Below are 22,844 nucleotides of genomic sequence, written 5' to 3' on the forward strand. Positions count from 1 at the left end.
GGCAGAAATGGGCCTCCAATCTTAAATAGAGGCCCATTCTTTAAATGATTGGAGTGAAAACATGAGTGCAAGAATTATCAATTATCTGTTTAGGCTCGTTTCACTGTTGATTGTTTTAGGTTTTTTTATGTGGATAATCAGTAGCTACGTACCTTATCTAATTTTACCCTTTGTAGTGTTAGTGTTCGTAATAGCAGTAGTAATAGTTATTATAAGTTTCAGAAAGGCTTTGCGGGAAAACAAATAATTGTTTCCCAATGTAAATAACAAAAGAATTAAATACATATTGACTGAATATTATGCTTCTGGTAAATTAATAAAATAAAAGAAAACAATAATAATGAATGAAAGAAGGTGCTATATGGTCGAAATAAGCCAATTGGTTCCTGTAAGCAATATTGATCAGGCTACGCACATCGCAGTAGACAGGAACCTTAGTAATATCACTAAAGACAGACTATACGAGCTTTATATTGGTAAACCAATTGGCTTATCATGTGGTGAAGATGAGCACTACATTATAGATGACAATGGAGAAAGAATGCATGGTGTATGGGCATTTATAAAGACTAAGTATTATAAACAAAATAATACATAGAAAGATAATAGGTGCTTAGTTGAATATATCTCTTCAATTATTTAAAACCAAATAAAATACGGATTTTATAGGAGTTATAAATGTGGGAGTTAATCGATTATCGTGCGACCTAGATGAATTTTATCACTTATTTTTAGAGAGGCAGCTTGAAATAAAAAAAGGAGCAACGTTTGCCCCTATCTCTAATCTGTATTACTACTGGCTACTTTTCTTTTGATTCTTTATCGCTTTTACAATCTCATCTTTAAATACTTTTTCAGACTTATCGCTCATTGTCATTAACGACTTACTAATTTGTTCAGTATTTTTTGTTACTTTTCCATTCTCAACATTCCAAACTCCATCATCATAATTATAAGACCAATACTTACCGTCATCTGTTTTTGTTAACAAAAGAATGTATTCTTGCCCGACTTTCACAAAGTGTTTTGCAGATTTCTTATCATCATCTGAACCATGTTGGAGAAGTGTTAGTTGTTTGGTATCTACGTCACCATATAAGACTTCGGTTACTTGAATTGTTGCTGGTGTAACGGGAAAGGAGAAACCTTGGCCAGGAACATCTGCTTCTCTAACAGAAGAGACTTCCTGTTTTAAGACTGTGCCCTTTATAGCTACTTGAGTACCCCAAACCTGTTCGTTTAAAGGTAAATTACTATCTGCTACAGCTAGATGGTTCTCAGAGTGGACAGAGCTTGTTGAGATATATTGACCAACAAAAAAGCTTAGTGCGAGACAAGCGGCTGAAACTCCAATAAATATTTTTTTCTTCATAATGATATTTCCCTCCTCGTTTGTTTATGGATACAAAGAATTCAATTCGGCGATATCATAAGCTGTAACATTAGTGCCCTTAGAGAGTCCTTGAGCCATAATGCTTTGCACACCAATATACGTTGTATGACTAAGTCCAACAGAGTGCCCTATTTCATGTGCCACTGTAGCTTCTTTTTTAACCTGATCAGAGTATTCATAACCTTCATTAAAATAGATAGCAGCATAATCCGTTCTTGTAGGACAAAGATCATTTGGATCACTAAATGGCGCACCGCTTGCACACGCAACTCCATTATTGTAAGGGATAGTTAATGCATAAGTAGTCGTGCCCCAACCATTTGAATTCCATTGTGCTTTAGTGACGCTGTGTAAATCTACATTTGCATTAGCTACAGTTGAACTTTGAATCGCTATATGTGCTCCTGATGCACCATTCCATTTTGCGATCCCGTTAGTAAAGGCACTGCCGTTGTAAGTAGAATTAAGATTGCTCGTACTTGCTTTAACCAAAGCGAAATTCCCTGACTTATGAGCCCATTTAAAACCATAAACGTTAGCGTTAGCATTAAAACCAGCAAAAAATAACCCAATACATGAAACAGATAAAATGGTTCCAGCTATAATCTTCTTTTTCATCAGTTGCACTCCTTTAAAATATATCAGTTAATCATATTTTCAATTGATTATTTGATTAAAGAATATACAATTGCGCAATTGTAATCCGTAAGTCGACATAACCATGATAATATATTATTCCAAATTTTGCAAACTATAATTAAATTTAGTATAATTTTGTATTTGATTGGTAATCTTACATTGGCTAAAGGAAGATAAAATATAATTGATAATAAAGTACAAAATATAATAAAGAAGGTGCTAAATGAGTTGCGGCGGCAAACTTGTTAGTGTTCGTAATTTTGAATTAGCTTCACACGTTACTTTCGAATGATAATTGATTGTTATTACAAGAGGTAAAGTATACGAGTTATTTATTGGAGCACCGATTGGCTTAGCAGGAGTAAATTTCTATCCAAATGAGCATTATATCTTTAACGATAATAAAGAGAAAATGCATGGACTGTGGGCATTTATAAAAACAAACTTCTATAAAATAGAATAATATATAGGAGTGCATTTTTGAAAAATGAAATCAAGAGCAAAGTAACTGAAATTTTTAGAATATTGCAAAATACGGATTTATAGGAGACGATGAAATGTTAGAAGAAATCAATACATATGACTGGAAGGAAGCATTTGGCTACGCTAATTCAGTATTTACTGTTCAATTTGCAAAACCAGTATCTACGAAGCCATTTAGTAGGGAAGATGTTGTTGAAATTATCGCAATGGATGACGGAGAGAACGATGCGTCTAATTGGATTGGTGTTTTCAAACTTAAAGATGGAAGATACGCGATTATTGATGCAGGCTGCGACTATACAGGTTGGGACTGCCAGGCATGGGGAAGCGTGGAAGTAACAGGAAGCCTTGAAGAAGCGATTCGGTTTGGGCTGGACAATTATCAAAGAAATAGATTAAATCTGAGAATTAGCGAATAAAAGTTTAATTTTATAGGAGGAGCGAGTGTGCTTGAGATCTCTAGAGTTGCTGACACATTAGTTAATCAGGCGGCTATTTTTAATTGCACATTTAAAAAAGCTTGGAAGTATTATATGCATCCTGCACTTACAGAGAATTTCAGTTATGAAGATATCGTTTCCTACATCAATGAGAAAATGAATTTAGGACAAGAATATTTGAAATGAGAAATTTTCCACAAAAGGGAGGCAGATTTATGCCGAGACCAAGAGTTTATAAACTTGAACATTTAGCAGCCGTAGAAGCTGGGCAAGACTCAAACCTGTATTTTAAAACAACATGGTCAGACGAAGATCTTACGATGTTAATTAAAGTATGGATGTACAAAATTGCAGATTATGTTCCTGAATACGAGTTTTATGAAGAAGAAATGATGGAGTTGCTTGAAACATTCGGTCACAAACAGATTCCTGCCGACAGTCCTTTTAAAACTTATTATTCAGCCGATATGTATGAGATCTGGGAGGCAGCAAATATTAGGCCTACTGAAGACGACAAGAGTAATCCAAGGTTCTATAACGATAATGCAAATAAAGTCTTTGAGAAAGTCCTTAAACGTAATGATGATGAGTTCCTTGAACATGCTTTGAAAAACGATAACTATAAAAAATACAATGAATATGCACGTAGAGACTTTGACAAGGTTGCTATGAGAAATGGAATTACTGTATGAACCAAGATATACATAGTTATTTTGGGTTGTCCTATGCAAACTACCTGGTTTTGCCTCGTACCGTTCTTCAATCTATGCCTATGGAATGGCAGATTAAATTTGTTGAATTGCTCGAAGAGCTCGATGATACAAATTGGCGAATCGAATTAATGCCGAAAAATTGGATGGACTATTTAGTAAAAGTGCGCGACAAGAACGGTAGATTTATTTCTGACCCGCTAGATAATTATGACCGTGGAAGAAGAAAAGTTTTCAACAATGAGCAATAAAATCAATCTTTTATTATCGAGGTGATAAAGATAGCGCAGAAATATGATGGAGTAAAAAGAGAGTACTATAGGATAGACATGTATAATGCTAAGGATGTTAGCGAAAAAGGGTATGAGGCTATTAAAACCGCAGACAATCTTACAGATCCTCCTACGATTAAAAAGGTTGAGAATCTAGCGACAGAAAATGGGTTAGATACATTTGAAATTACTAAAATAACGGAAAGTACAACTCGCTATATAGTTGACCGGAAAAATGACTAAGACAAATGATAGAACACTGTATTTACACGATAAAATTAACCCTGAAGCTGCAGCTAAATTAATTGAACAAATTATTACCATCAATGTGGCAGATGATAAAGAGAACATCGTTGATCGACAACCGATTAAACTAATTATTAATTCCTATGGCGGACAAATCTATGATGGAATGGCAATTGTTGCGGTAATATTATCAAGCAAAACACCAATTCACTCATATGTTTATGGATATGCTATGTCAATGGCACTGCTTGCAGCAGCCGCAGCTCATAAACGTTACGCTCACAAGTTGGCAACGTTTATGTATCACGATAGCCTAACGAATCTTGAGGGTAAACTTGAGCACGTTCATGACACCTTGGGAGAGTTGCGAAGAGTAAAAGACCAATATGACAGAGAATTATTAATGAAGACAAAAATCTCACAGTCAAAATTAGACGAAGTGAAAAAGTGCAAAGACGATTGGTATATATCTGCTGAAGAAGCCTTAGAATTAGGTATTATTGATGAAATGTTATAAAATCTGAGAGGCTTTAAGTGTTGATTCTAATAAGGAGTGTGATGCATTGTCAGAAATAGTTTGGAGTTGGAGTAGACTTAATACATATCATTCGGCACTTGAAGGAGAAGGTTGCTTTCATCTTTTTAATCAACAGTACAACATTGGTAACCGTGGGGAAAACAACTATTTCGCGGAATATGGCACTTTGGTTCATGAGACGACTGAGCGATTGCATAATGGCAGTTTAATTGCCTGGGACCTTGAAGAAGAGTTAAGACGAGGACTCAATAATTTTCATTACAAAGTGCCATTCCAAAAAATGAAGGCTTCTTACGAGAATTCATTATTTAAATTCTTCGAAGAGTTTGAGGACGTATTCAATGACTACACAATTACTCAGGCCGAAGAATTAAAGCATTTTAAAGTCGACCAGATTAAGCTTAAAGGGTTTCCTGATATGTTCGCTCATCATAGAGAGTACGGGAGGGTGATTGGAGATTACAAAACCAGTCGTGTATACGATACGAAGAAAATGAAGCACAATATTATGCAATTATATCTATATTCTATTCCTTACTATAATGAGTTTGGATTATATCCAGAAAATTTAGTATACATATTCCCAAGGGAAAAAGAAAATCGCGAACGAGTATTTAAATTCGAAATTGAGGAACTGGAAAGAACAAAGCAATGGGTTAGAGATACTGCGCGGAAAGTCTTAAATCATAAAGACGCCTGGACACCGCGATGTAAAACCGTTGATGGTAAAAAGGATTTTTTCGCATCACAATTATGTAACTTGAGAAACCAATGTGCTTTCAGGTATTCATATGTGCATAGAAATGAATTTACACCATATTAAAATAAAAGGAGAATATATATATGAAATTTTATGCGATTGTTAATAACGAAGAGGGTAAATCTGTAATCTTGGAATCTGCACAGAATACAAGACATATGGCTGAGAAGGATGTACTCGCTCAGTGCAGGGATAAAGGGTACAAATTTAAACATCTTCATCTTCTCCAAGGAAGCCAGAAACAAGGTGGAGTAAATACAAAATTTTTCAAGGATCGTAAACGAACCGGCAAGAATGGCAAAAGATATGCTTCTTTTATGTAGAAAGCAATTTAATAAACGTGATACCTACAAGCTTTTTTATAGCTATTTAGGCAATAAAACTGATATTTTATCCGCTGTGAAGGTATAAAGAAAATGATTGTAATATATGATTCTAAAACTGGAAATGTAGACCGTTTTGTTAAAAAGTTAAATTTGGAGTGCTATAAGGTTGTTCCGCAGCTTAAAGTAAACAAACCGTTCGTACTCATCACATATACAACCGGTTTTGGTCAGGCGCCCAATACAACCTTAGAATTTCTGGAAAGCAACTTTGTTTTTTTAAGAGGGGTTGCTTCCAGTGGTAATCAAAATTGGGGGAAGTCATACGCGAAAGCTGCCGATATTGTATCTAAACAATATTCAGTCCCTGTTATTCTTAAATTCGAGCTTTCGGGAACCGAAGAGGACATAAACAAATTCATTTTGGAGGTACGAAACATTGTCTAACGCACCTAAATGGATTCATCTTAACAATGAAATGATGATCCAGAAGGATGGGAAGTATCAGTTCAATAAAGATAAAGAAGCAGTAAAGAGTTATTTTGTGAATCATATCAATCAAAACACAGTCTTCTTCCACAACCTAAGAGAAAAGATTGATTACTTAATCGAAAACGACTACTACGAGCAGGGTATCATAGAGCAATATGATTTTAAAGAAATTAAGACCCTATTTAAACATGTCTACAGTGTGAAATTTAGATTTCCCTCCTTTATGTCAGCATTCAAATTTTACAATAATTACGCGCTGAGGACAGAGGATAATAAGAAATACCTTGAGCGATATGAGGACAGAATCTGTATCGTCGCCCTTACTTTAGCTGAAGGAAATATTAACAAAGCATTTTGGTTTGCAGATAAGATGATAAAACGAGAGTATCAACCCGCAACACCAACTTTCCTATCTGCAGGTAAAAAAAGACGGGGCGAACTTGTTAGCTGCTTTCTTTTAATGATGGATGATTCGATGAATTCCATTTCTCACTCCATAAACAATGCTCTCCAATTGTCTAAGCGTGGTGGAGGCGTATCTCATAATTTAACCGATCTGAGAGCTTTAGGAGATCCCATTAAAGGGATCGATGACAGATGTAGCGGTGTCATTCCTGTAATGAAGCTTTTAGAAGATAGCTACTCTTATTCCAATCAGTTGGGGGTGAGGGACGGTGCAGGGGCGGCCTGGTTGAATGTTTTCCATTTAGACATCATGGACTTCCTATCTACAAAAAAGATTAACGCTGACGAAAAATCGAGAATTAAGACTCTTTCACTTGGTGTTATTGTTCCGGATAAATTTTTTGAACTAGTTGAAAAAGACTATGACATGTACTTATTTTCACCTTATGGGATTTACAAAGAATATGGAAAGAGAATGAGCGAAATTAACATCAGCGAAATGTATGATGAGTTGGTCGAAAATCCGAACATCAGAAAGAAAAAGATTTCTGCTCGTGATATGTTAACTATGATTGCGCAAATTCAAGTGGAGAGCGGATATCCATACCTGTTTTTTGAGGACAACGCTAACTCCGTACATCCTTTAAGCGAAGAAGGCAAAGTGAAATTCTCAAATATTTGCACTGAAATAATCCAACTATGTGAAACATCGACAATTAACGATTATCATGAACAAGATGAAATTAAACGAGACATCTCGTGTAATCTTGGCTCTTTGAATATCGTTAATGTAATGGAAAATAAAGATCTTGCCGGTGCGGTTTCTGCTGGAATTAGAATGCTAGACGTGGTTTCAAGGATGACAAACATTAAGTCTGTACCAAGCGTAGAAAAGGCAAACAGACAGATGCGTTCTGTTGGACTTGGAGCGATGAACTTACATGGATTTTTGGCAAAGAATAAGATTGCTTATGAATCAAGAGAGGCTATTGAATTTGCCAATGTTTTTTTCGCCGCGGTGAATTATTATTCTCTAAAAGAATCGATGTTGATAGCCAAAGAAACGGGGTTTAATTTCAAAGGATTCAGAAGTTCATCATACAACGGCGGTAATTATTTTGACCAATATCTTATCAATGATTTTTTGCCAAAGTCAGACAAGGTACGATCGCTGTTTAAAGACATCGAATTGCCAACCAGAGAAGATTGGTCAATGCTAAAGGACGATGTAATGGAACATGGGCTTGCCAATAGTTATCGCTTGGCAATTGCTCCTACGGGAAACATTAGCTATGTACAATCGAGTACAGCTAGCATAGCTCCGATCACTGAAAAAATTGAGCATCGTACATATGGAGACAGTGATACTTATTATCCGATGCCCTATCTGGATGAATCGAACTTCTTTTTTTACAAAGAAGCCTATGACATCGATATGTTTAAAATGATTGACCTGTATGCGACTATTCAAAAACATGTTGATCAAGGGATTAGTTGCACACTTTACCTTAAAGATACGATGACTACAAGAGATATTTCACTGTACTACATTTATGCTTGGAAGAAGGGCTTGAAGACACTGTATTACAGTCGAATGAAGATGACGCAAATTGACGACTCGTGCGTTAGTTGCGTTGTGTAATCAAAATGAAAGAATGGGTGGTTAATTGATTAAGCCAGTAAATTGGAATGAACAAACAAGTGACTATGCGAACATGTTTTGGGAGCAAAACACCAAACAATTCTGGTTGGATACGGAGATTCCCGTAAGCAAAGATAAAAAAGTGTGGGAATCCTTAACCAATACGGAACAAGAAATTTATATGAAAGTTCTTGCTGGACTTACCTTGCTTGATACTGAGCAGGGAGGAGTGGGTATGCCGAAAGTATTACAACATGTTGATGATTTGCAAGAGAAGGCGGTACTTGCTTTTATGGCCGCAATGGAACAGGTTCATGCAAAAAGCTACAGTACCATTTTCACAACTCTGGCGACAAAGAAGCAGATTGATGATGCTTTTAAATGGGCAGAAGAAAACAAATGGCTTCAGGCTAAAGCCAAGAAAATTGATTCGATATATGAGGAAATTAAAGATGATTACACTTTAGCAAAAGCATTGATTGCTTCAGTGTTTCTTGAGTCGTACTTATTTTATAGTGGTTTTTATTATCCGTTGTATCTGGCAGGACAGGGCAAGTTGAAAAATTCAGGTGAGATAATTTTCCTAATTAATAGAGATGAGGCTATTCACGGGGTTTTTGTTGGTCTTCTTTTTCAAAAAACTAGAAGTAAACTATCCAAGACGAATCAAAAGAACCTTGAGGATTTCGCTCATAAACTTCTAGATGAACTTTATCAAATTGAAGTCAAATACTCTGAGGCCATATATGATACGTTAGGGATTACTTCCGATGTTAAAAGATTTGTTAGATATAATGCAAATAAAGCGATGATGAATCTCGGTTATGATTCACTGTATCCTTATGAAGAAGTTAACCAGATTGTACTTAATGGGCTTACTTCTGGAGGTACATTCGACTTCTTTTCATTAAAAGGCGGAAGTTATGTAAAGGCAAAAGTGGAACCCTTAAGAGAAGACGACTTTCATATACTGTCTAACAGAATGGCAGGGTGGAAGAAATAAAAGTATACAATTTGAATTTTTAGAGGGGGAGGTTCTAAAAAAAGTTAACGAAGCTCCTTGGTATATATCAAATTTCGGAAGAGTCAAAACAATAAAAGGCAGGTGCGGAGGGTGGTTAAGAACAGCTTCAACCAATAACTCAGGATACTTATTTGTTAATTACAACAATAAAAACCACTATCTACATCGTCTTGTTGCTCATTATTTTATTAATCCAATTCCTAAAGGTATGGTTGTGAACCACAAGGATGGAAACAAAACCAATAACCACGTCAATAATCTTGAAATCATTACATATAAGGAAAATACACGCCATGCTTACGATAATGGATTGATGACGCCTCTCCACGGCCAAGAAAATAGCATGAGCAAGCTTACAAATATACAGGCTAAAAATTTAATAAGTGATATTCTTAATGGTTTAACGAATAGTGAACTTGCGCTAAAATATGGTTTACATGATCGATACATAAGCCTAGTAAGGCATAAAAAAAGATGGAAAAAACTTTGGAGTGAATTCGGTACATCTGAAGCCGAGATATCTAAAGGAAATGACAAAAATAAATCTTTGACTCCTGAGCAGTTTGTTGTGATAGTTAATAAAATCCGAATAGGCTACACTAATGCTGCAATAGAAAGAGAATATGGTTTGTCTTCGGGTACTTGCAGTAGAATAAGAAATAAGAAGTTATACCTTAATTGGTGGAGTGAATACATAACATAAAAATAAATAATTATAAAAATAAGAGGGTTTGAAATGAAAATCAATGATAGGCTATTCATCACTAAAGTTAAGCGACCAGGGGTCATTAAAGAATTTCTTTCTAATGGAAAAATTAAAATGACCTATTTCAATCGTCGAGGGCAAAGAAAGTTTATAGACGTTGGATTTAAAGATGTCGAGCTTATTAGAGTGTCCAATAAGGAGTACCTTGCAATTATGGATCTTCACCGAAAATTCGGATCTCCTTATGCTACCTCGCCCACACCTTTACTCGGTGCAAGTAGTGATGCTAACAAAATGTTCGCTCAAAAAATTGATGAGATTTCTAAAAAGATGAAATCTGTTTCAGAAAAAAGAATTGGTGGGCAAGTAATGGCGAGGTCATCTTGGATGCTTGAAGAACTTGCCGAGTTTTTAACTGCAGAAAGTATTGAGGATCAGGCAGATGCATTAATTGATTTAATCTACTTTGCATATGGCACATTTGTGGAGATGGGTTTGCGTCCAGATAAACTTTTCGATATTGTCCACGCAGCTAACATTGGAAAGTTATGGCCAGATGGAAAACCAAGATTCAATGAGCAAGGAAAATGGGTTAAACCGCTAAATTGGGAAGCCCCGGAACCCAAAATAAAAAAAGAGATCGAGAAACAAATTAGACAGCAATCAGTCTAATTCATACATTGGACGATGGGAAAACTGTCGTCCAATTTTATTAAGGAGGATGCAATGAACAGCGTCGATAAGGTCTACTTAGCACTGGGAAGAGATATTTTAGAAAATGGAATTGATAAAACAGATAGAACAGGTACCGGTACTAGGTCGGTGTTTGGAAGGCAACTACGATTTGATTTGAATGAAGGCTTTCCTTTGCTTACAACAAAACGTGTGCATTTTCGCTCGGTTTTAGGCGAGCTTCTATGGTTTTTATCTGGTTCTACAAATAAATTTGAATTGAGTAGGAATTACGGAGTAACTATTTGGGATGAGTGGGGTGATGATGAGACTGGTGAACTGGGGAGGGTATATGGGTCTCAGTGGCGTACTTGGCAAGCGCCTAATGGCCAAATAATCGACCAAATAGCACAGGTAATCAACCAAATTAAAAGCAGTCCCGATTCGCGGAGGCACCTCATAAGCGCTTGGAATGTGGGAGAGTTGGAATCTATGGCCCTACCACCTTGTCACTATGCGTTCCAATTCTATGTAGCGGACGGTAAGCTGTCGTGCATGTTCCAGATGCGATCTACAGACTATTTTCTTGGTTTGCCGTTTAACATTCCATCCTATGCTTTGTTGACAATGATGGTTGCCCAAGTATGCGGACTTGGTTTGGGTGAATTAATTTATAGCGGAGGAGACATCCATATCTATAGTAATCACTTTGAACAAGTGAACAAACAGTTGATAAGAGAGCCAAAATCTCTTCCAAAAGTTTATCTAAATAGTAATATTAAAAACATTGACGACTTCGCAATGCTTGATTTTATTCTTGATGACTACAATCCCCATCCAGGCATTAAAGCGCCGGTGGCAATTTAACATGAGCGAGTATAAAATTTCTCCCGCCTCTGAGGCCTTCATAAGTAGATACTATTGCGATAAAGAACCAAGGGTGATCAAACCGCTGTTCAATCAAATTTATACAATCAATGAAGAAAAGTATAAATTTACAGAGACTATCATGGAGGAGATGAGAGACAGCGGTTTGGTTAAGATACTAAGTGTTGATAAGCAATCGGCAAACATAATTGGGCTATAAAATTCTTGTTTTATAATAAAAAGCGCCTATGATTTGGGAATCCAAACCATAAACACTGTTTTATTATCAACAATTTGTTCGTCTGCTAACACTTCTCTTGAATCTATTCTCAGAGTCTTTGCACGGACTAAATGGTATAGTAATGCATAAGCGAGTTTGGGGTCTGTTGTTTTATAGCCGTCATATTCATGACCTATTTTATTATATGCGTCACTATAAACCCATTCTTCTGCCTCACGAATTGTTTCAAATGTCATTTCTTCCTCAAACCAAGTTAAACCAGTTATATGTAAGTTAGCCTGAGTAGAACCGACTTTATCAGTATTAATTATTTCTGAATAACTATTCTTGACATGGTTTTTATCTGGATTCTCCATATTAAAACCGCCTCCGTATAAATTTAATTTAGGAAAACGGGGACTCTTCCCCCCCCCCGTTTTCCTATTCAACTATTACGATTTTAATAACGACATGAGATAGATGCAATCCCTGTAGCACCTGATGAGCCTGCAAGATTAAATTGTAGATTTATTACATCTCCTGGCTCAAGTGATCCCGGAGATGAACTACCAACATAATTATACTTTGATATGCTGCCGTGATACATACCTGGGTAAGCCAAGTTATGTGGAGTGTAGATAGAAGCAGGAAATAACACCCTTGTAGAACCGGATTTCTCAACAGAACCGTATGATGCCCATACGGTAGTCATGGGTCCAAATAGGTCGGCACCTAATGGTGTAAGCTGTAAGCCCCACGCTAAAGTACCGTTTAAAGAAATCTGCGAAGTGAACTGCGTTGCGCCACTTGAACCAACTATCCATCCACCAGTATTACAAGAGAAATTTGCAGCCTGAGGTTCAATCAATTGATCTTGTATTACTCCTGTTTTATTTTCAGTGGTTAAAAACTCGGTATACGTAGCATCTTCTTGTGGAGCAGCGTGCACCGAGAAACCCAACGAGGAAAATAAGAGAGACAGTGTGATTAACAACGATAAAAAGCTCTTTTTAAACATGTTGCCTCCTGGATATTTTTTTGAAGACGCGCCTTCCTATACTAGTTAAACATGGGTTTTATTGTAAATAAAGGCTTTGAAAAAATCTTGTAGTTATAAATTTCCTCTTGATTAACGAACATGTGTTTGGCGTATAATTAATAATACAAACGCACGTTCGTATATGAAGGAGGAGCAATATGTCTTCTAAGAAGAAACACATTATTATGCTTTTCGATATGCAATCCTTTTACGCCAGTGTAGAGAAAGCCAAAGATCCTACACTGACAAACAAACCAATAGTTGTTGCTGGAGATCCATCTCGTAGGTCTGGAGTTGTATTAGCAGCTTGTCCATTAGCAAAACAACACGGTGTTAAAAACCCTGAAACTCTGGGTGATGCTTTAAGAAAGTGTCCCGGATTAGTCGTTATACGTCCTCACATGGAGACATACATAAAAGTTTCAATGCAAATCTCTAACATACTTCAGCAGTACAGCGACCTAGTTGAACCATATAGCATCGATGAAATATTTATTGATTGCACAAATACAATGCATCTCTTCGCTAATAGACCAGAAGAAATGGCTACAGAAATTCAACGCAAAATTAGAATTGAAACTGGTGTACATGCGAGAGCCGGTATTGGAGAAAACAAAACCTTATCAAAGCTATGCTGTGACATAATTGCCAAGAAAAATAAAGATGGAATTTTTATTTTGCGAAAAAATGAACTGCACAAATACATATGGGATAAGCCAATTAGGGACATGTGGGGAATCGGATCAAGAATGGAGAAACACTTACTCAGAATAGGTATTAAGACAATTGGCGACCTTGCTAGTACACCGTTACCCAGACTTACTAAGCGATGGGGAGTAAATGGTCAACTTATTTGGATGACGGCAAATGGAATGGACGATTCCCCGGTTACACCGAGTACTCACATGTCTCAAAAGGTAATTGGTAACGGAATGACTCTTCCGCGCGACTATTGCGAACCCTGGGAGATAGAGGTTGTTCTGCTAGACATAACGAACGAAGTGACTAAGCGAGCTAGAAATAAGTGCCTAATGGGTTCTGTTGTGTCTGTAGGCTGCATGGGTGCTGATTGGGATCATCCGACCGGCTTTCATAGACAAATGAAAATGCCTGACCCCACCAATGTTTCTGGAGATATTTACAATGTTGTCAAAAAGATATTTTATGCTCATTGGGATCGGCAACCAGTTAGGAAATTGAGCGTATCACTATCTGATCTTTCTGATGCAAACACATATCAATTATCTTTTTTTGAGGACAGCGAAAAGAAGAGAACTTTAGATAATGTGATGGATAGTATCAAAGATAAATTTGGGGAAATAGCAATTTTGAGAGCAAGCTCTGTAACTTCTGCCGGTCAAGCCAAAGATAGAGCGGCTAAAATCGGAGGTCATTATAGATGAGCATAAAACTAAGGGGCAATGGGCGTTGGGAGAGCAGCCGTATGATGCTGCCACAGCATAAAGAAGCAATAAATCAGCAGTTAAAGGATACTGGGTTAAAAAGAAAACCGGAACTACACGAAGATGAGCTGCAGATAGTAATGGAGAACATAAGTCTCTCCTATGCTAGAAAAGCCATAATCTGCGTAACGATATTCGATGAATACACGAATCGAGACTTGGTTGGTGTTGTTGTTTCAATAAATACATACAGGCAAAACTTCAAAATCGAACTAGATAATGGTTATGAATTTGTTGATTTTGCCGAGGTAATTAGAGCAATTTTATGAGAGGAGTAAGGATATGAGCGTAAAGATTGTACAGGGAAATTTAATGGAGGCTACCGAAGATATTATTGGACATCAGGTAAATTGTATGGGGGTTATGGGAGCAGGACTTGCTAAATTAATTAAGCGTGACTACCCAGAAGTTTTTATGCAATATAAACAATCATGTAGTAACAAGGGAGAGTTATTGGGCCATTGTCAGATCATTTCAACGCAAAGTGAAAAGTACATTGCTAACTTATTTGGGCAATATGGCTATGGGGTACAAAAAAGACATACAGACTATATTGCATTGCGTGGAGCATTAAGTGAATTAAAATCTTTGGCTATGAAGTCAGAACAGTCGATTGCTCTGCCATATAATATTGGATGTGGATTGGCCGGCGGGGATTGGGATATTGTAGAACAAATTATTGAGGAAGTTTTCATTGATTATGATGTGACACTATATAAGTTCGAATAGTTTGGGGTGGGAGTGGAGTTATGATCGATTTATTCTTGGACGATTTGAGGCCTTACCCTAAAGGATTCCATATCGCTAGGACTGTTGAAGAGGCTGTATCAATTTGTGAATCTAATAATATACGTAGGCTTTCTTTGGACCATGATTTGGGAGGAGTTACAGGACAATATACTCGCACAGGATATGACTTTTGCAAGTGGCTGGTGGAGAAGTGGGTCTTAGGCGATTATCTAACTCTGCCTGAAGCAATATTCTTGCATACATCAAACCCTGTTGGACGCGATAACATGCGGCAAATACTCCTTAGATATAACCCAGGCGAAGTTAAAGTCTACAATTCACCAATGCCCGAATACAACTTAGCTACAGGAGGCTTTTTTGAAGATTTTTAGTAATGATTTATTAGTTAGAATTAAAAAGATGTACCATTTATATTGGGTAGGGTATCACAACAGGTCAAAGTTTTATCATTATGAAAAAAGAGAAGTTCATCATGCAAAATGCAGGATTTTACAACAGGGTGATGAAAATTAAGCGATAAAACTATGGTTTTATAGGAAAAGAGTGGCCCTGTGAGTGCGTTTCACAGGGCTTTTGAGATGACTAATGAACGTGAATAATATACCTTAAAAAGGAATAAATGTAAATAACTAATTAACTACAGTAAATGTTTCAGTTTCCCAATCGCCTAACCAAGTATCCCAGTCACCGTATGCAAATATTTTTAATCTAACCAAAAAGGTTCCTTGTGAGTTTCTGTCCAGAATGTCATCAATATTAAAATTGTGGGATATTGAAGTTCCTGACCATGTACCGTCTTTACTAGCGCGTTGATAACTTGTGCCATTTTTCTGTTCTGAAATAACTAATTGATAATAGGCTGCTCCTGTTGTCTTTTTTTCTGCCGTTACCCCAATATATGTATCGCTGTTGGGATAGCTTCCAGTACGATTTGTATAGACTCTTGCCTCTATACCATTTTGTTTTTTCCATCCAGAATTAGCCTGAGGACTTATAAGACTTTTCTCTGCAACCTTAGGACTGACATCTGAAGAATTAGCACTGACCGATGTGACTGAGCTTAGAGAGGCGACAAGTAAGCTGGTAGATAAAATGGTGACCAATTTTTTTGTCATATCTGTTCCTCCTTTAAAATATGGTACATATATACAATTATACATATAACAGTAAAATCCTTCATTGACTAGTTGAATAAATCAAAGAAACCGATATCTTGAAATAAATAAAAGTATGTGATAATATTATTTAAAAGGAGGCGATCTTGCTGAAAGATAACTATACCGTTTATCATGTTCACAGCGATCTTAGTAATCCAACAACAAGTATGTCTATGGATTCGACCACTAAGTTTGAGCAGTATTTAAGATTGGCAAGCAAACTAGAAATGAAGTCCTTTTGTTTTTCTGAACACGGATCAATTATGAATTGGATTAAGAAAAAACAGACAGTCGAAAAATATGGTATGAAATACATACATGCCAATGAAATTTATGTCACTGAATACATAGATAAAGAAAAAGGGTTAATTCGAGATAATATGCATTACATGCTAATTGCGAAGAATGAGAAAGGAGTAAATGAATTAAATAAACTCACTTCATTATCTAATAACCGAAATGATGGTCATTATTATTTTAATCCTAGGCTATCACTTGATGAAGTTATGAGTACATCAGACAACATAATTATGACAACAGCATGTCTAGCTTCACCTGTCTGGAGAGCTTTACAAAAGAACAACGCAGCGATGCTTAATAAACTCTTAGAGTTTTTAACAAGGAACAAACATAGGGTTTTTTTAGAAATCCAATACCACTTACATCCAGAACAAATAAAATTCAATCAATGGCTCTATGATTTTTCAAAATCAACCGGTATACCTCTCATTGCTGGAACTGATACACACTCATTGAACGAAGATCATGCAGCAGCCAGGAAGATAATGATGAAAGCTAAGGGAGCAACGTACGGCGATGAGGATTCATTTGATTTAACGTTTAAGAGCTACGAAGAACTGGTTGATAAATTTGAAGAACAGTCTGCTATTCCTCGTCATGCTTATTTAGAAGCTATTCATAACACAAACGAAATGGCAGATATGGTTGAAGAGTTTACCCTTGACTCTAGCCCGAAATATCCAAAACTATACGAAGACTCTGAAAAAGTCTTTAAAGAGAAAATAAACGAAGGGATTATCGCGAGAGGCACCAATAAACTACCTTCTGAACATAAAAAGAGATACTACGAGAGAGTTAGGGAAGAGTTTGATACATATAAGAAATTGGGAACGATTGACTACATGCTTTTGCAGAAAAATATTATCGACTACTGTTACACCAAAGAGATATATCCGGGGTATGGTCGAGGCTCTGTTAATGGAAGCTTAATTGCGTATTTATTGAAAATTACCGAAATGGATAGCATAAAACATAAGTTAAATTTTTTCCGGTTTTTAAATCCCGAAAGAATAAGTCTTGCGGATATAGATATTGATTTTCCGCCTTCGCGAAGACAAGAGGTAATTGATTATGTATCAAGCATCCCGAACATTCACTTTTCTGAGATTATCACATTCAACACCGTTGCTTTAAAGGGGGCAATTAGAGAGGTTGGCCGCGCACTTCAGTTAGACGTTTCATTAGTTGACGAAATTGCAAAAGCCGTCTTTAAAGATGATGAAAAGAAAGATTGTATACCTGATAGCTACAGAAAAAAATATCCCGAACTATTTAAATATGTAGATTTGGTAAATGGAGTAATCATCAGTGTGGGCTCCCACCCTTCGGGATATGTAGTTTCACCGGTGAGCTTAGATGATTCAGTTGGTCTATGCTATACAAAAGAGAGCAAGTATCCTGTGAGCCAAGTAAACATGAAAGAGCTGGATAGCTGCAATTTTGTGAAGCTTGATATACTCGGCTTAGACAACATTGAGATTATTAATGAGACTTGTAGGCTCGCAGGTATTGAACGTTTGGTTCCTGACAATATGAATGTAAATGACGAGGCAGTATGGGAATCCATGAAAGATTCGGGGTTAGGCATATTTCAATGGGAGAGCGAATCAGCACACCGTTATTACAAAGAACTATTCAAACAAGAGACAATAAAGAAGATTAGAGAAGTTAATCCAGAAATCAGTTTAATTGAACTCTTCTCAATGGGTAACGGTGCAATTCGTCCTTCTGGATCATCTTATAGAGAAAGTCTAGCTGCCGGTATATTTAAAGATCATGGACACAAAGAACTCAACAACTCATTGAATAATACTCATGGCTATCTAATTAGCCAAGAGCAAATCATGAACTTCTTGGTTGATTTTTGTGGTTACTCTATGGCTGAAAGCGATACTGTACGTCGAGGACTTTCGAAAAAGGAAGGAACTGAACAGTACATCCCATTAATTCGAGATCGGTTCGTCAGTAACATGAGAAAAAAATTTGCTGAAGATGAAGAACATTCAAAAGCAATCATTGAGCCTTTCTTACAGGTAATATTGGATGCTCAGTATTACGGGTTTTCAGATAATCACTCTAACCCCTATAGTCATATTGGATATGGAAACGGCTATTTAAGACATTACTATTCTTTAGAATTTCTAACTGTAATGCTGAATATTGCAGACAATCTAGACAAGGTGGGCAAAATTGCTGAATATGCGAATAGCATAGGAGTAAATATCGAACCAATTATGTTTAGAAAATCTGTAAGCGAATATATGATGGCAAAAGAAGAAAATGCAATCTATAAAGGTATTAGGTCAATCAAATATCTCAATGAACAAATAGCCAATGAGCTTTATGAATTAAAAGATAATACATATGAAACCTTTTGTGATCTATTAGTAGATATCTTTGAAAAGACATCGTGCGATTCAAGACAGCTACAGATTTTAATAAAGCTTGGTTTTTTTAAAGAGTTTGGCGGTAATAAAGAGCTTTTTAATATTTATGTCGAGTTTATCGGAGGTAAAGACGCCTATAAAAAAAATTTAAAAAGTGAAAATAAAGCAAAAAGATTAAATATAAAAAGAGAAAAAGAAACAGAAATAAGAAGAACGATTAATGAAAAAAATTTTCCAATACACGAGACAATTCTTTATGAAAAAGAGATGATGGGGTACGCTGACATTAAGTATCCAGGAGCAGATGAATGGTATTGCATAGTTGGTATAGATACTAAGTATACTCCAAAAATTACGGTATATGATCTGTCATTAGGAACTGAAAAAACAATAAAAATGGATAAAAAGAAATTCTACTCTGGTGGCGAGGAAGCCCTAAAAGTTGGAAACTTAATAAAGATCACTTTAACTGAGATGAGACAAAAAAGTAAAAAAATTGACGGCAAATGGGTTAAGATTGAAAACCAATTCGAAGAATGGATCATTAGTTGTTTCATAAAGAAGTAGAAGTATATTACTAGAATGTAGGTGAATATTTGCAGCCGATAATAATGAGAAGATACGAAAGCGAGCAGTTAAATCAAGCGATTAATGATAATGAGCGTAGAGGCTTTAAAGTAGTGCAAAAATGGGTGCAACCCAAATATAATAGGGACGGTTCAATAACTCGTTTAATATATTGTGCCAAGATGCTAAAGAATGATTAGATCAAGCATTGATAAAAAAAGGAGAATAGATATGGATAATAAATTTAATATTAACAAAACATATCTGCCTCTAGTTTTAACAGCGGAACAAATAATTCAGGTTTTAGGCATTGGTAGGAGGGCCGGTTACGAATTATTGAAGGCTCCACCGTTTCCAGTAAGACGATTGGGAAAAAGAGGAACAATTAAAGCGTCAAGAGATGCGCTTTTCAATTGGTTAGAAAGCAAAGAAAGCGGGGCATAAAGCCCTTGCTTTTTTTAATTTAGAGTGTTAATATTTCAATTACAGTTAAGTAAGTGTTCTTGGGTGAAATTGTGGCAGGATTTCAGTAGGAGCTCGTATGAGTTCTGCCAGTATTTCGGTAGGATTCTGGCAGGATTTCGGCAGGATTTCGTTCCAAAATCAGATGATATCAGAGGTAACGCCAGATCATCAACGGAAACGAAGATTTGCTACAAACCTAGTGGTATCAAGGGTTTCAGCACCGAAACGACTGCCAAAGGTCACCAAAAGGACATACGAAATTGAATATTGAACCTTCGGGGTAGGGTGAAAGTCCCAACCGGCGGTGATGGGTACGCAAGTACCCTAAGCCCGCGACTCCCGGCTGTTACGGCCGGGACTGACTTGGTGCGACTCCAAGGCCGACGGTAAAGTCCGGATGGGAGAAGGTGAAAAGCAGCTTCATTAAAATTTTTATTTTAATGAAGTCTGTTTGTCGATGCCCCCGTTGAACTTCCAGCGGGGGCATCGTCTCTTTTCGGAAGGTTCAATTCAAAACATTCCACAGGGGGTTTTTGAATTGGAGAATGCTTTAGGTCTTAACGGAAAGTCCGCATTAATGAAAGGAAAAGGGATCAACGGCATCTGGTATGTCGCGCTGGGCGCCACTTTGTGGGGGCTTGATCCGCTTTTCCGCATCCTGCTGCTGAAAAGCTTAACATCGGCGCAGATCGTGTTCATCGAACACCTGCTGCTCGCCTGCTACGCGCTTCCGGTCCTGATCCGGTACCGCGAACAACTGAGCGGGAAGCTGACGCTGGCTGTCATCGGCGCGCTGCTGTTCATTTCGTGGGGCGGATCGGCAATCGCCACGATTTTGTTCACGTCGGCGTTTGCTCATGGGAGCGCGAATGCCGTGCTGCTTTTACAAAAGCTTCAGCCCTTATTCGCGATTACCTTGGCGCGCGTACTGCTGAAAGAAGCTCTGCCGGCCCGATTTTTTAAATACATCTTTTTCGCACTTGCGGGCACGTATTTGCTGACGTTCGGGTTTCAATCCCCGTCGCTGGGGCTCAAAGATCTGGGCACCATGAGCTGTCTGCTGTCGATTTTGGCAGCAATTCTCTGGGGCGGGTCCACGGTCATGGGCAAATATTTGCTGCAAAAAAATCTCGATTTCCCGATCGTAACTTCGCTCCGGTTTTTACTGGCCATTCCGCTGCTGTTTGTCGTGCTGATGGCGAGCGGGGACGCCTGGCAGCTTCATAAAGCAACGGGCGAGTGGGCGCTTATTGTTGTGAACTTGCTGTTCCAGGCGTTTTTCCCGGGGCTGATCAGCATGCTGCTCTACTATAAAGGGTTGTCCTCGACCAAGGCGTTTCTCGCGACAATCGCGGAGCTGTCCTTCCCGGCCGTCGGTGTTCTGATCAACTGGCTCGTATTCGATCAGGCCCTGACAATCGGACAGCTGGCCGGCTTCCTTCTGATCTGGTCCACGTTGTGGTTCATGGGACGCACCCCGGAAAGTAAAGCCGCCGCGTCCGGCGCCAACGAAAAGCTAGACGCTTCGGCCGTTTAATTGCAACGCATCCAAAAGACTGCCTAATCGGCGGTCTTTTTTTATATCCATCGAAAGCGGAGTTCCACTTGCAGGGAGCGAAAGAATTGAGTTTAGTTGAACTTCAGGCAGGTGTGCGGGAGAGTATAGCCGGATTTCCGGAAGGATGCTATGCTAAAATAAATACAATACCATTATTTTACATAACTCCGCTAAGTGAGGTGTACGGAAATGAAGCGCCCGGCTATACTTGACGAGATTCATGCCCTTCATCCCAATGAAGCCAAGGGCCTGCTGCTGCAAATGCTGGAGCAAGCACAGCGTTACGAAGAGCTGCCCGAGAAAGAACATGCCCTTCAAAAACAAATTTTGGAGATATGGAATGGACATTTGGCCCGAAATCGGGCGGAGAACGAGGGAAGAGCAGGTCATGTCCACATTGTGATGGGGCTGTCCGAAGCGGGAGCTTTGAAGTGTGCGCTCAGCAGCCTGGGCAGGAGGAAAGAAAGCGAGATCCTCACGTTCAACGATTGTTTTTCCGAAGGGCCGATCCGGGAGCTGGAGACGGAGGAAGGGCGGAAGTTCCGGCTGGAATGGATGTCCGAAAGTTTCAATGGGTATGGGTACGCCCAGCTAACAGGGATCCGGCACGGTTCAGATACCATTCTGGAGACTATGCGCGGCTTACCCGCCGATAAGGACATTACCATCTGGACTGGTAATCACGCCCACGAGCAGATCGGGATGCGTCTTGCCCTGTCTGTCCTTCGCGATGCTCCGAATAACGTCTATATCGGCCAGGTTTCGCAGCTGTATGAAGGGATAGCCGCCCGTTTCGATCCGGTGCCGCATTCTTACGCATTCGGCTTTCTTTGCATAGAAGCGATTGAAGAAATCGTGCGGATTCATGAAAAGCAAAAGCAGCCGCTGTCAGAGCAAGCAAGGCAAGCATACATCCGGGAATGGCAAGAGCTGTCGGCATCCGATGCGAAGCTTCATATCTGGTCGGACGGCAAAATAGTACCGGCTGCCGAGGAGAGTTACGACGAAGCGCTCGCGGCTCTTGTCGGTCAAATGCAGCGTGGCAGCAGCGACGACGAGGAGGAATTCATCCCGGCCAGCCGGGTGATTATGGAAGCGCTGGAGAGCTGGGGCAATACCGTTATGGTTGAGTTTATCGAATACCGGCTGTGGACGTTGATTAGCGATGGACGGCTAAAGTTCAAAGGTGTGCCGGCTGCCATGCAGTCGTATAAAGTGGCGCTGGCCGAATCATCTTGCTAGGCAGAAATTGCAGTTCGCGGCAGTTGTCCGATAAAAGCTCCCCGAATGCAAAAGGAAAGCGCGCGCGATTCGAAATCGCACTAG

At 38.3% G+C, this 22,844-nt stretch carries 28 protein-coding genes and 1 riboswitch; of the genes, 23 read left to right on the forward strand and 5 right to left on the reverse strand.

Annotated features, from left to right (window positions below; translation table 11 throughout):
* The first annotated feature begins 361 nt into the window (after positions 1-361).
* On the forward strand, positions 362-598 hold the full coding sequence (locus HMPREF1207_RS25260) for a hypothetical protein (protein WP_016424115.1): 237 nt from the start codon (positions 362-364) through the stop codon (positions 596-598).
* Between the two features lie 195 nt (positions 599-793).
* On the opposite strand, the gene HMPREF1207_RS25265 is transcribed toward HMPREF1207_RS25260, so the two are convergent.
* Both HMPREF1207_RS25265 and HMPREF1207_RS25270 read right to left on the reverse strand, forming a co-directional pair.
* A complete protein-coding gene (locus HMPREF1207_RS25265) occupies positions 794-1,372 on the reverse strand; it encodes a hypothetical protein (RefSeq protein ID WP_016424116.1) in 579 nt (192 codons plus the stop codon).
* 24 nt (positions 1,373-1,396) lie between these two features.
* Complete coding sequence (locus HMPREF1207_RS25270) at positions 1,397-2,011, reverse strand: matrixin family metalloprotease (RefSeq protein ID WP_016424117.1); 615 nt, start codon at positions 2,009-2,011, stop codon at positions 1,397-1,399.
* A gap of 578 nt (positions 2,012-2,589) precedes the next feature.
* Here HMPREF1207_RS25270 and HMPREF1207_RS25275 point away from each other — a divergent pair.
* The 14 genes from HMPREF1207_RS25275 to HMPREF1207_RS25345 all read left to right on the forward strand — a co-directional run bounded on the left by HMPREF1207_RS25275 (position 2,590) and on the right by HMPREF1207_RS25345 (position 11,832).
* Complete coding sequence (locus HMPREF1207_RS25275) at positions 2,590-2,934, forward strand: hypothetical protein (RefSeq protein WP_009673699.1); 345 nt, start codon at positions 2,590-2,592, stop codon at positions 2,932-2,934.
* Positions 2,935-2,961: 27 nt separating this feature from the next.
* Positions 2,962-3,141 carry a hypothetical protein gene (locus tag HMPREF1207_RS25280; protein ID WP_009673540.1) on the forward strand — a complete coding sequence of 60 codons (180 nt, stop codon included), beginning with the start codon at positions 2,962-2,964 and terminating at the stop codon, positions 3,139-3,141.
* A gap of 29 nt (positions 3,142-3,170) precedes the next feature.
* Positions 3,171-3,647: a hypothetical protein gene (locus HMPREF1207_RS25285; RefSeq protein ID WP_016424118.1), complete on the forward strand. Its 477-nt coding sequence runs from the start codon at positions 3,171-3,173 to the stop codon at positions 3,645-3,647.
* Positions 3,644-3,916 carry a hypothetical protein gene (locus HMPREF1207_RS25290; protein WP_016424119.1) on the forward strand — a complete coding sequence of 91 codons (273 nt, stop codon included), beginning with the start codon at positions 3,644-3,646 and terminating at the stop codon, positions 3,914-3,916. The genes HMPREF1207_RS25285 and HMPREF1207_RS25290 overlap by 4 nt, the downstream gene beginning before the upstream one ends.
* Positions 3,917-4,172: 256 nt before the next feature.
* Positions 4,173-4,700: an ATP-dependent Clp protease proteolytic subunit gene (locus tag HMPREF1207_RS25300; RefSeq protein ID WP_009673679.1), complete on the forward strand. Its 528-nt coding sequence runs from the start codon at positions 4,173-4,175 to the stop codon at positions 4,698-4,700.
* 46 nt (positions 4,701-4,746) lie between these two features.
* Complete coding sequence (locus HMPREF1207_RS25305) at positions 4,747-5,544, forward strand: PD-(D/E)XK nuclease family protein (protein ID WP_009673543.1); 798 nt, start codon at positions 4,747-4,749, stop codon at positions 5,542-5,544.
* 20 nt (positions 5,545-5,564) lie between these two features.
* Positions 5,565-5,804 (forward strand): hypothetical protein, encoded by a 240-nt coding sequence (locus HMPREF1207_RS25310; protein ID WP_016424121.1) that lies wholly within the window; start codon positions 5,565-5,567, stop codon positions 5,802-5,804.
* A 93-nt stretch (positions 5,805-5,897) separates the two neighbouring features.
* Positions 5,898-6,251, forward strand: a complete 354-nt coding sequence (gene nrdI / locus HMPREF1207_RS25315) for a class Ib ribonucleoside-diphosphate reductase assembly flavoprotein NrdI (protein WP_009673841.1) — start codon at positions 5,898-5,900, stop codon at positions 6,249-6,251.
* Positions 6,244-8,343: a class 1b ribonucleoside-diphosphate reductase subunit alpha gene (gene nrdE / locus HMPREF1207_RS25320; RefSeq protein ID WP_009673574.1), complete on the forward strand. Its 2,100-nt coding sequence runs from the start codon at positions 6,244-6,246 to the stop codon at positions 8,341-8,343. The genes nrdI and nrdE overlap by 8 nt, the downstream gene beginning before the upstream one ends.
* 25 nt (positions 8,344-8,368) lie before the next feature.
* Positions 8,369-9,346, forward strand: coding sequence for a class 1b ribonucleoside-diphosphate reductase subunit beta (nrdF, locus tag HMPREF1207_RS25325; protein WP_009673714.1), 978 nt, complete (start codon positions 8,369-8,371; stop codon positions 9,344-9,346).
* Positions 9,347-9,350: 4 nt separating this feature from the next.
* Entirely contained in the window at positions 9,351-10,070 is a 720-nt protein-coding gene (locus tag HMPREF1207_RS25330) for an HNH endonuclease signature motif containing protein (protein ID WP_082211341.1), read from the forward strand.
* A gap of 216 nt (positions 10,071-10,286) precedes the next feature.
* Positions 10,287-10,745 carry a hypothetical protein gene (locus tag HMPREF1207_RS29460; RefSeq protein ID WP_009673765.1) on the forward strand — a complete coding sequence of 153 codons (459 nt, stop codon included), beginning with the start codon at positions 10,287-10,289 and terminating at the stop codon, positions 10,743-10,745.
* 54 nt (positions 10,746-10,799) lie between these two features.
* Positions 10,800-11,612 carry a thymidylate synthase gene (locus tag HMPREF1207_RS25340; RefSeq protein WP_009673735.1) on the forward strand — a complete coding sequence of 271 codons (813 nt, stop codon included), beginning with the start codon at positions 10,800-10,802 and terminating at the stop codon, positions 11,610-11,612.
* A 1-nt stretch (position 11,613) separates the two neighbouring features.
* Positions 11,614-11,832: a hypothetical protein gene (locus HMPREF1207_RS25345; RefSeq protein WP_016424125.1), complete on the forward strand. Its 219-nt coding sequence runs from the start codon at positions 11,614-11,616 to the stop codon at positions 11,830-11,832.
* Positions 11,833-11,858: 26 nt separating this feature from the next.
* Here HMPREF1207_RS25345 and HMPREF1207_RS25350 read toward each other — a convergent pair whose 3' ends face one another.
* On the reverse strand, positions 11,859-12,209 hold the full coding sequence (locus tag HMPREF1207_RS25350; protein WP_016424126.1) for a hypothetical protein: 351 nt from the start codon (positions 12,207-12,209) through the stop codon (positions 11,859-11,861).
* A gap of 83 nt (positions 12,210-12,292) precedes the next feature.
* Positions 12,293-12,850 carry a hypothetical protein gene (locus tag HMPREF1207_RS29465; RefSeq protein ID WP_016424127.1) on the reverse strand — a complete coding sequence of 186 codons (558 nt, stop codon included), beginning with the start codon at positions 12,848-12,850 and terminating at the stop codon, positions 12,293-12,295.
* 179 nt (positions 12,851-13,029) lie between these two features.
* On the opposite strand from HMPREF1207_RS29465, the gene HMPREF1207_RS25355 reads away from it, so the two are divergent.
* Genes HMPREF1207_RS25355 through HMPREF1207_RS25370 form a run of 4 tightly spaced genes read left to right on the forward strand, consistent with a single transcriptional unit; the run spans position 13,030 to position 15,455 of the window.
* A complete protein-coding gene (locus tag HMPREF1207_RS25355) occupies positions 13,030-14,274 on the forward strand; it encodes a DNA polymerase IV (protein WP_009673835.1) in 1,245 nt (414 codons plus the stop codon).
* Positions 14,271-14,603 carry a YolD-like family protein gene (locus tag HMPREF1207_RS25360; RefSeq protein ID WP_016424128.1) on the forward strand — a complete coding sequence of 111 codons (333 nt, stop codon included), beginning with the start codon at positions 14,271-14,273 and terminating at the stop codon, positions 14,601-14,603. Before HMPREF1207_RS25355 ends, HMPREF1207_RS25360 begins: the two co-directional genes overlap by 4 nt.
* A gap of 13 nt (positions 14,604-14,616) precedes the next feature.
* Positions 14,617-15,063 (forward strand): macro domain-containing protein, encoded by a 447-nt coding sequence (locus tag HMPREF1207_RS25365; RefSeq protein ID WP_016424129.1) that lies wholly within the window; start codon positions 14,617-14,619, stop codon positions 15,061-15,063.
* A 20-nt stretch (positions 15,064-15,083) separates the two neighbouring features.
* Positions 15,084-15,455 carry a cyclic-phosphate processing receiver domain-containing protein gene (locus tag HMPREF1207_RS25370; protein ID WP_016424130.1) on the forward strand — a complete coding sequence of 124 codons (372 nt, stop codon included), beginning with the start codon at positions 15,084-15,086 and terminating at the stop codon, positions 15,453-15,455.
* Positions 15,456-15,713: 258 nt separating this feature from the next.
* Here HMPREF1207_RS25370 and HMPREF1207_RS25375 read toward each other — a convergent pair whose 3' ends face one another.
* Positions 15,714-16,199, reverse strand: coding sequence for a hypothetical protein (locus HMPREF1207_RS25375; protein ID WP_036740350.1), 486 nt, complete (start codon positions 16,197-16,199; stop codon positions 15,714-15,716).
* Positions 16,200-16,345: 146 nt separating this feature from the next.
* Here HMPREF1207_RS25375 and dnaE point away from each other — a divergent pair, with 146 nt between their 5' ends.
* From dnaE to HMPREF1207_RS25395, 4 genes are all read left to right on the forward strand, one after another.
* On the forward strand, positions 16,346-19,495 hold the full coding sequence (gene dnaE / locus HMPREF1207_RS25380) for a DNA polymerase III subunit alpha (RefSeq protein WP_016424132.1): 3,150 nt from the start codon (positions 16,346-16,348) through the stop codon (positions 19,493-19,495).
* 231 nt (positions 19,496-19,726) lie between these two features.
* Positions 19,727-19,939 (forward strand): hypothetical protein, encoded by a 213-nt coding sequence (locus HMPREF1207_RS25385; RefSeq protein WP_016424133.1) that lies wholly within the window; start codon positions 19,727-19,729, stop codon positions 19,937-19,939.
* 288 nt (positions 19,940-20,227) lie between these two features.
* Positions 20,228-20,373, forward strand: a riboswitch (FMN riboswitch).
* A 125-nt stretch (positions 20,374-20,498) separates the two neighbouring features.
* The gene (locus HMPREF1207_RS25390) at positions 20,499-21,497 is read left to right on the forward strand and encodes a DMT family transporter (protein ID WP_009673897.1); all 999 of its coding nucleotides are present in this window, start codon (positions 20,499-20,501) and stop codon (positions 21,495-21,497) included.
* Between the two features lie 210 nt (positions 21,498-21,707).
* Complete coding sequence (locus HMPREF1207_RS25395; RefSeq protein ID WP_009673894.1) at positions 21,708-22,760, forward strand: DUF1835 domain-containing protein; 1,053 nt, start codon at positions 21,708-21,710, stop codon at positions 22,758-22,760.
* Positions 22,761-22,844: the final 84 nt, after the last annotated feature.

Origin of the sequence: Paenibacillus sp. HGH0039 (genome assembly GCF_000411255.1) — a bacterium.
Taxonomy (GTDB): domain Bacteria; phylum Bacillota; class Bacilli; order Paenibacillales; family NBRC-103111; genus Paenibacillus_F.

Coding starts and splice junctions, on each gene's coding strand:
- HMPREF1207_RS25260 (WP_016424115.1), top strand. CDS start 362: ATGGTCGAAATAAGCCAATTGGTTCCTGTAAGCAATATTGATCAGGCT.
- HMPREF1207_RS25265 (WP_016424116.1), bottom strand. CDS start 1,372: ATGAAGAAAAAAATATTTATTGGAGTTTCAGCCGCTTGTCTCGCACTA.
- HMPREF1207_RS25270 (WP_016424117.1), bottom strand. CDS start 2,011: ATGAAAAAGAAGATTATAGCTGGAACCATTTTATCTGTTTCATGTATT.
- HMPREF1207_RS25275 (WP_009673699.1), top strand. CDS start 2,590: ATGTTAGAAGAAATCAATACATATGACTGGAAGGAAGCATTTGGCTAC.
- HMPREF1207_RS25285 (WP_016424118.1), top strand. CDS start 3,171: ATGCCGAGACCAAGAGTTTATAAACTTGAACATTTAGCAGCCGTAGAA.
- HMPREF1207_RS25290 (WP_016424119.1), top strand. CDS start 3,644: ATGAACCAAGATATACATAGTTATTTTGGGTTGTCCTATGCAAACTAC.
- HMPREF1207_RS25300 (WP_009673679.1), top strand. CDS start 4,173: ATGACTAAGACAAATGATAGAACACTGTATTTACACGATAAAATTAAC.
- HMPREF1207_RS25310 (WP_016424121.1), top strand. CDS start 5,565: ATGAAATTTTATGCGATTGTTAATAACGAAGAGGGTAAATCTGTAATC.
- nrdI (WP_009673841.1), top strand. CDS start 5,898: ATGATTGTAATATATGATTCTAAAACTGGAAATGTAGACCGTTTTGTT.
- HMPREF1207_RS29460 (WP_009673765.1), top strand. CDS start 10,287: ATGGATCTTCACCGAAAATTCGGATCTCCTTATGCTACCTCGCCCACA.
- HMPREF1207_RS25340 (WP_009673735.1), top strand. CDS start 10,800: ATGAACAGCGTCGATAAGGTCTACTTAGCACTGGGAAGAGATATTTTA.
- HMPREF1207_RS25345 (WP_016424125.1), top strand. CDS start 11,614: ATGAGCGAGTATAAAATTTCTCCCGCCTCTGAGGCCTTCATAAGTAGA.
- HMPREF1207_RS25350 (WP_016424126.1), bottom strand. CDS start 12,209: ATGGAGAATCCAGATAAAAACCATGTCAAGAATAGTTATTCAGAAATA.
- HMPREF1207_RS29465 (WP_016424127.1), bottom strand. CDS start 12,850: ATGTTTAAAAAGAGCTTTTTATCGTTGTTAATCACACTGTCTCTCTTA.
- HMPREF1207_RS25355 (WP_009673835.1), top strand. CDS start 13,030: ATGTCTTCTAAGAAGAAACACATTATTATGCTTTTCGATATGCAATCC.
- HMPREF1207_RS25360 (WP_016424128.1), top strand. CDS start 14,271: ATGAGCATAAAACTAAGGGGCAATGGGCGTTGGGAGAGCAGCCGTATG.
- HMPREF1207_RS25365 (WP_016424129.1), top strand. CDS start 14,617: ATGAGCGTAAAGATTGTACAGGGAAATTTAATGGAGGCTACCGAAGAT.
- HMPREF1207_RS25370 (WP_016424130.1), top strand. CDS start 15,084: ATGATCGATTTATTCTTGGACGATTTGAGGCCTTACCCTAAAGGATTC.
- HMPREF1207_RS25375 (WP_036740350.1), bottom strand. CDS start 16,199: ATGACAAAAAAATTGGTCACCATTTTATCTACCAGCTTACTTGTCGCC.
- HMPREF1207_RS25385 (WP_016424133.1), top strand. CDS start 19,727: ATGGATAATAAATTTAATATTAACAAAACATATCTGCCTCTAGTTTTA.
- HMPREF1207_RS25395 (WP_009673894.1), top strand. CDS start 21,708: ATGAAGCGCCCGGCTATACTTGACGAGATTCATGCCCTTCATCCCAAT.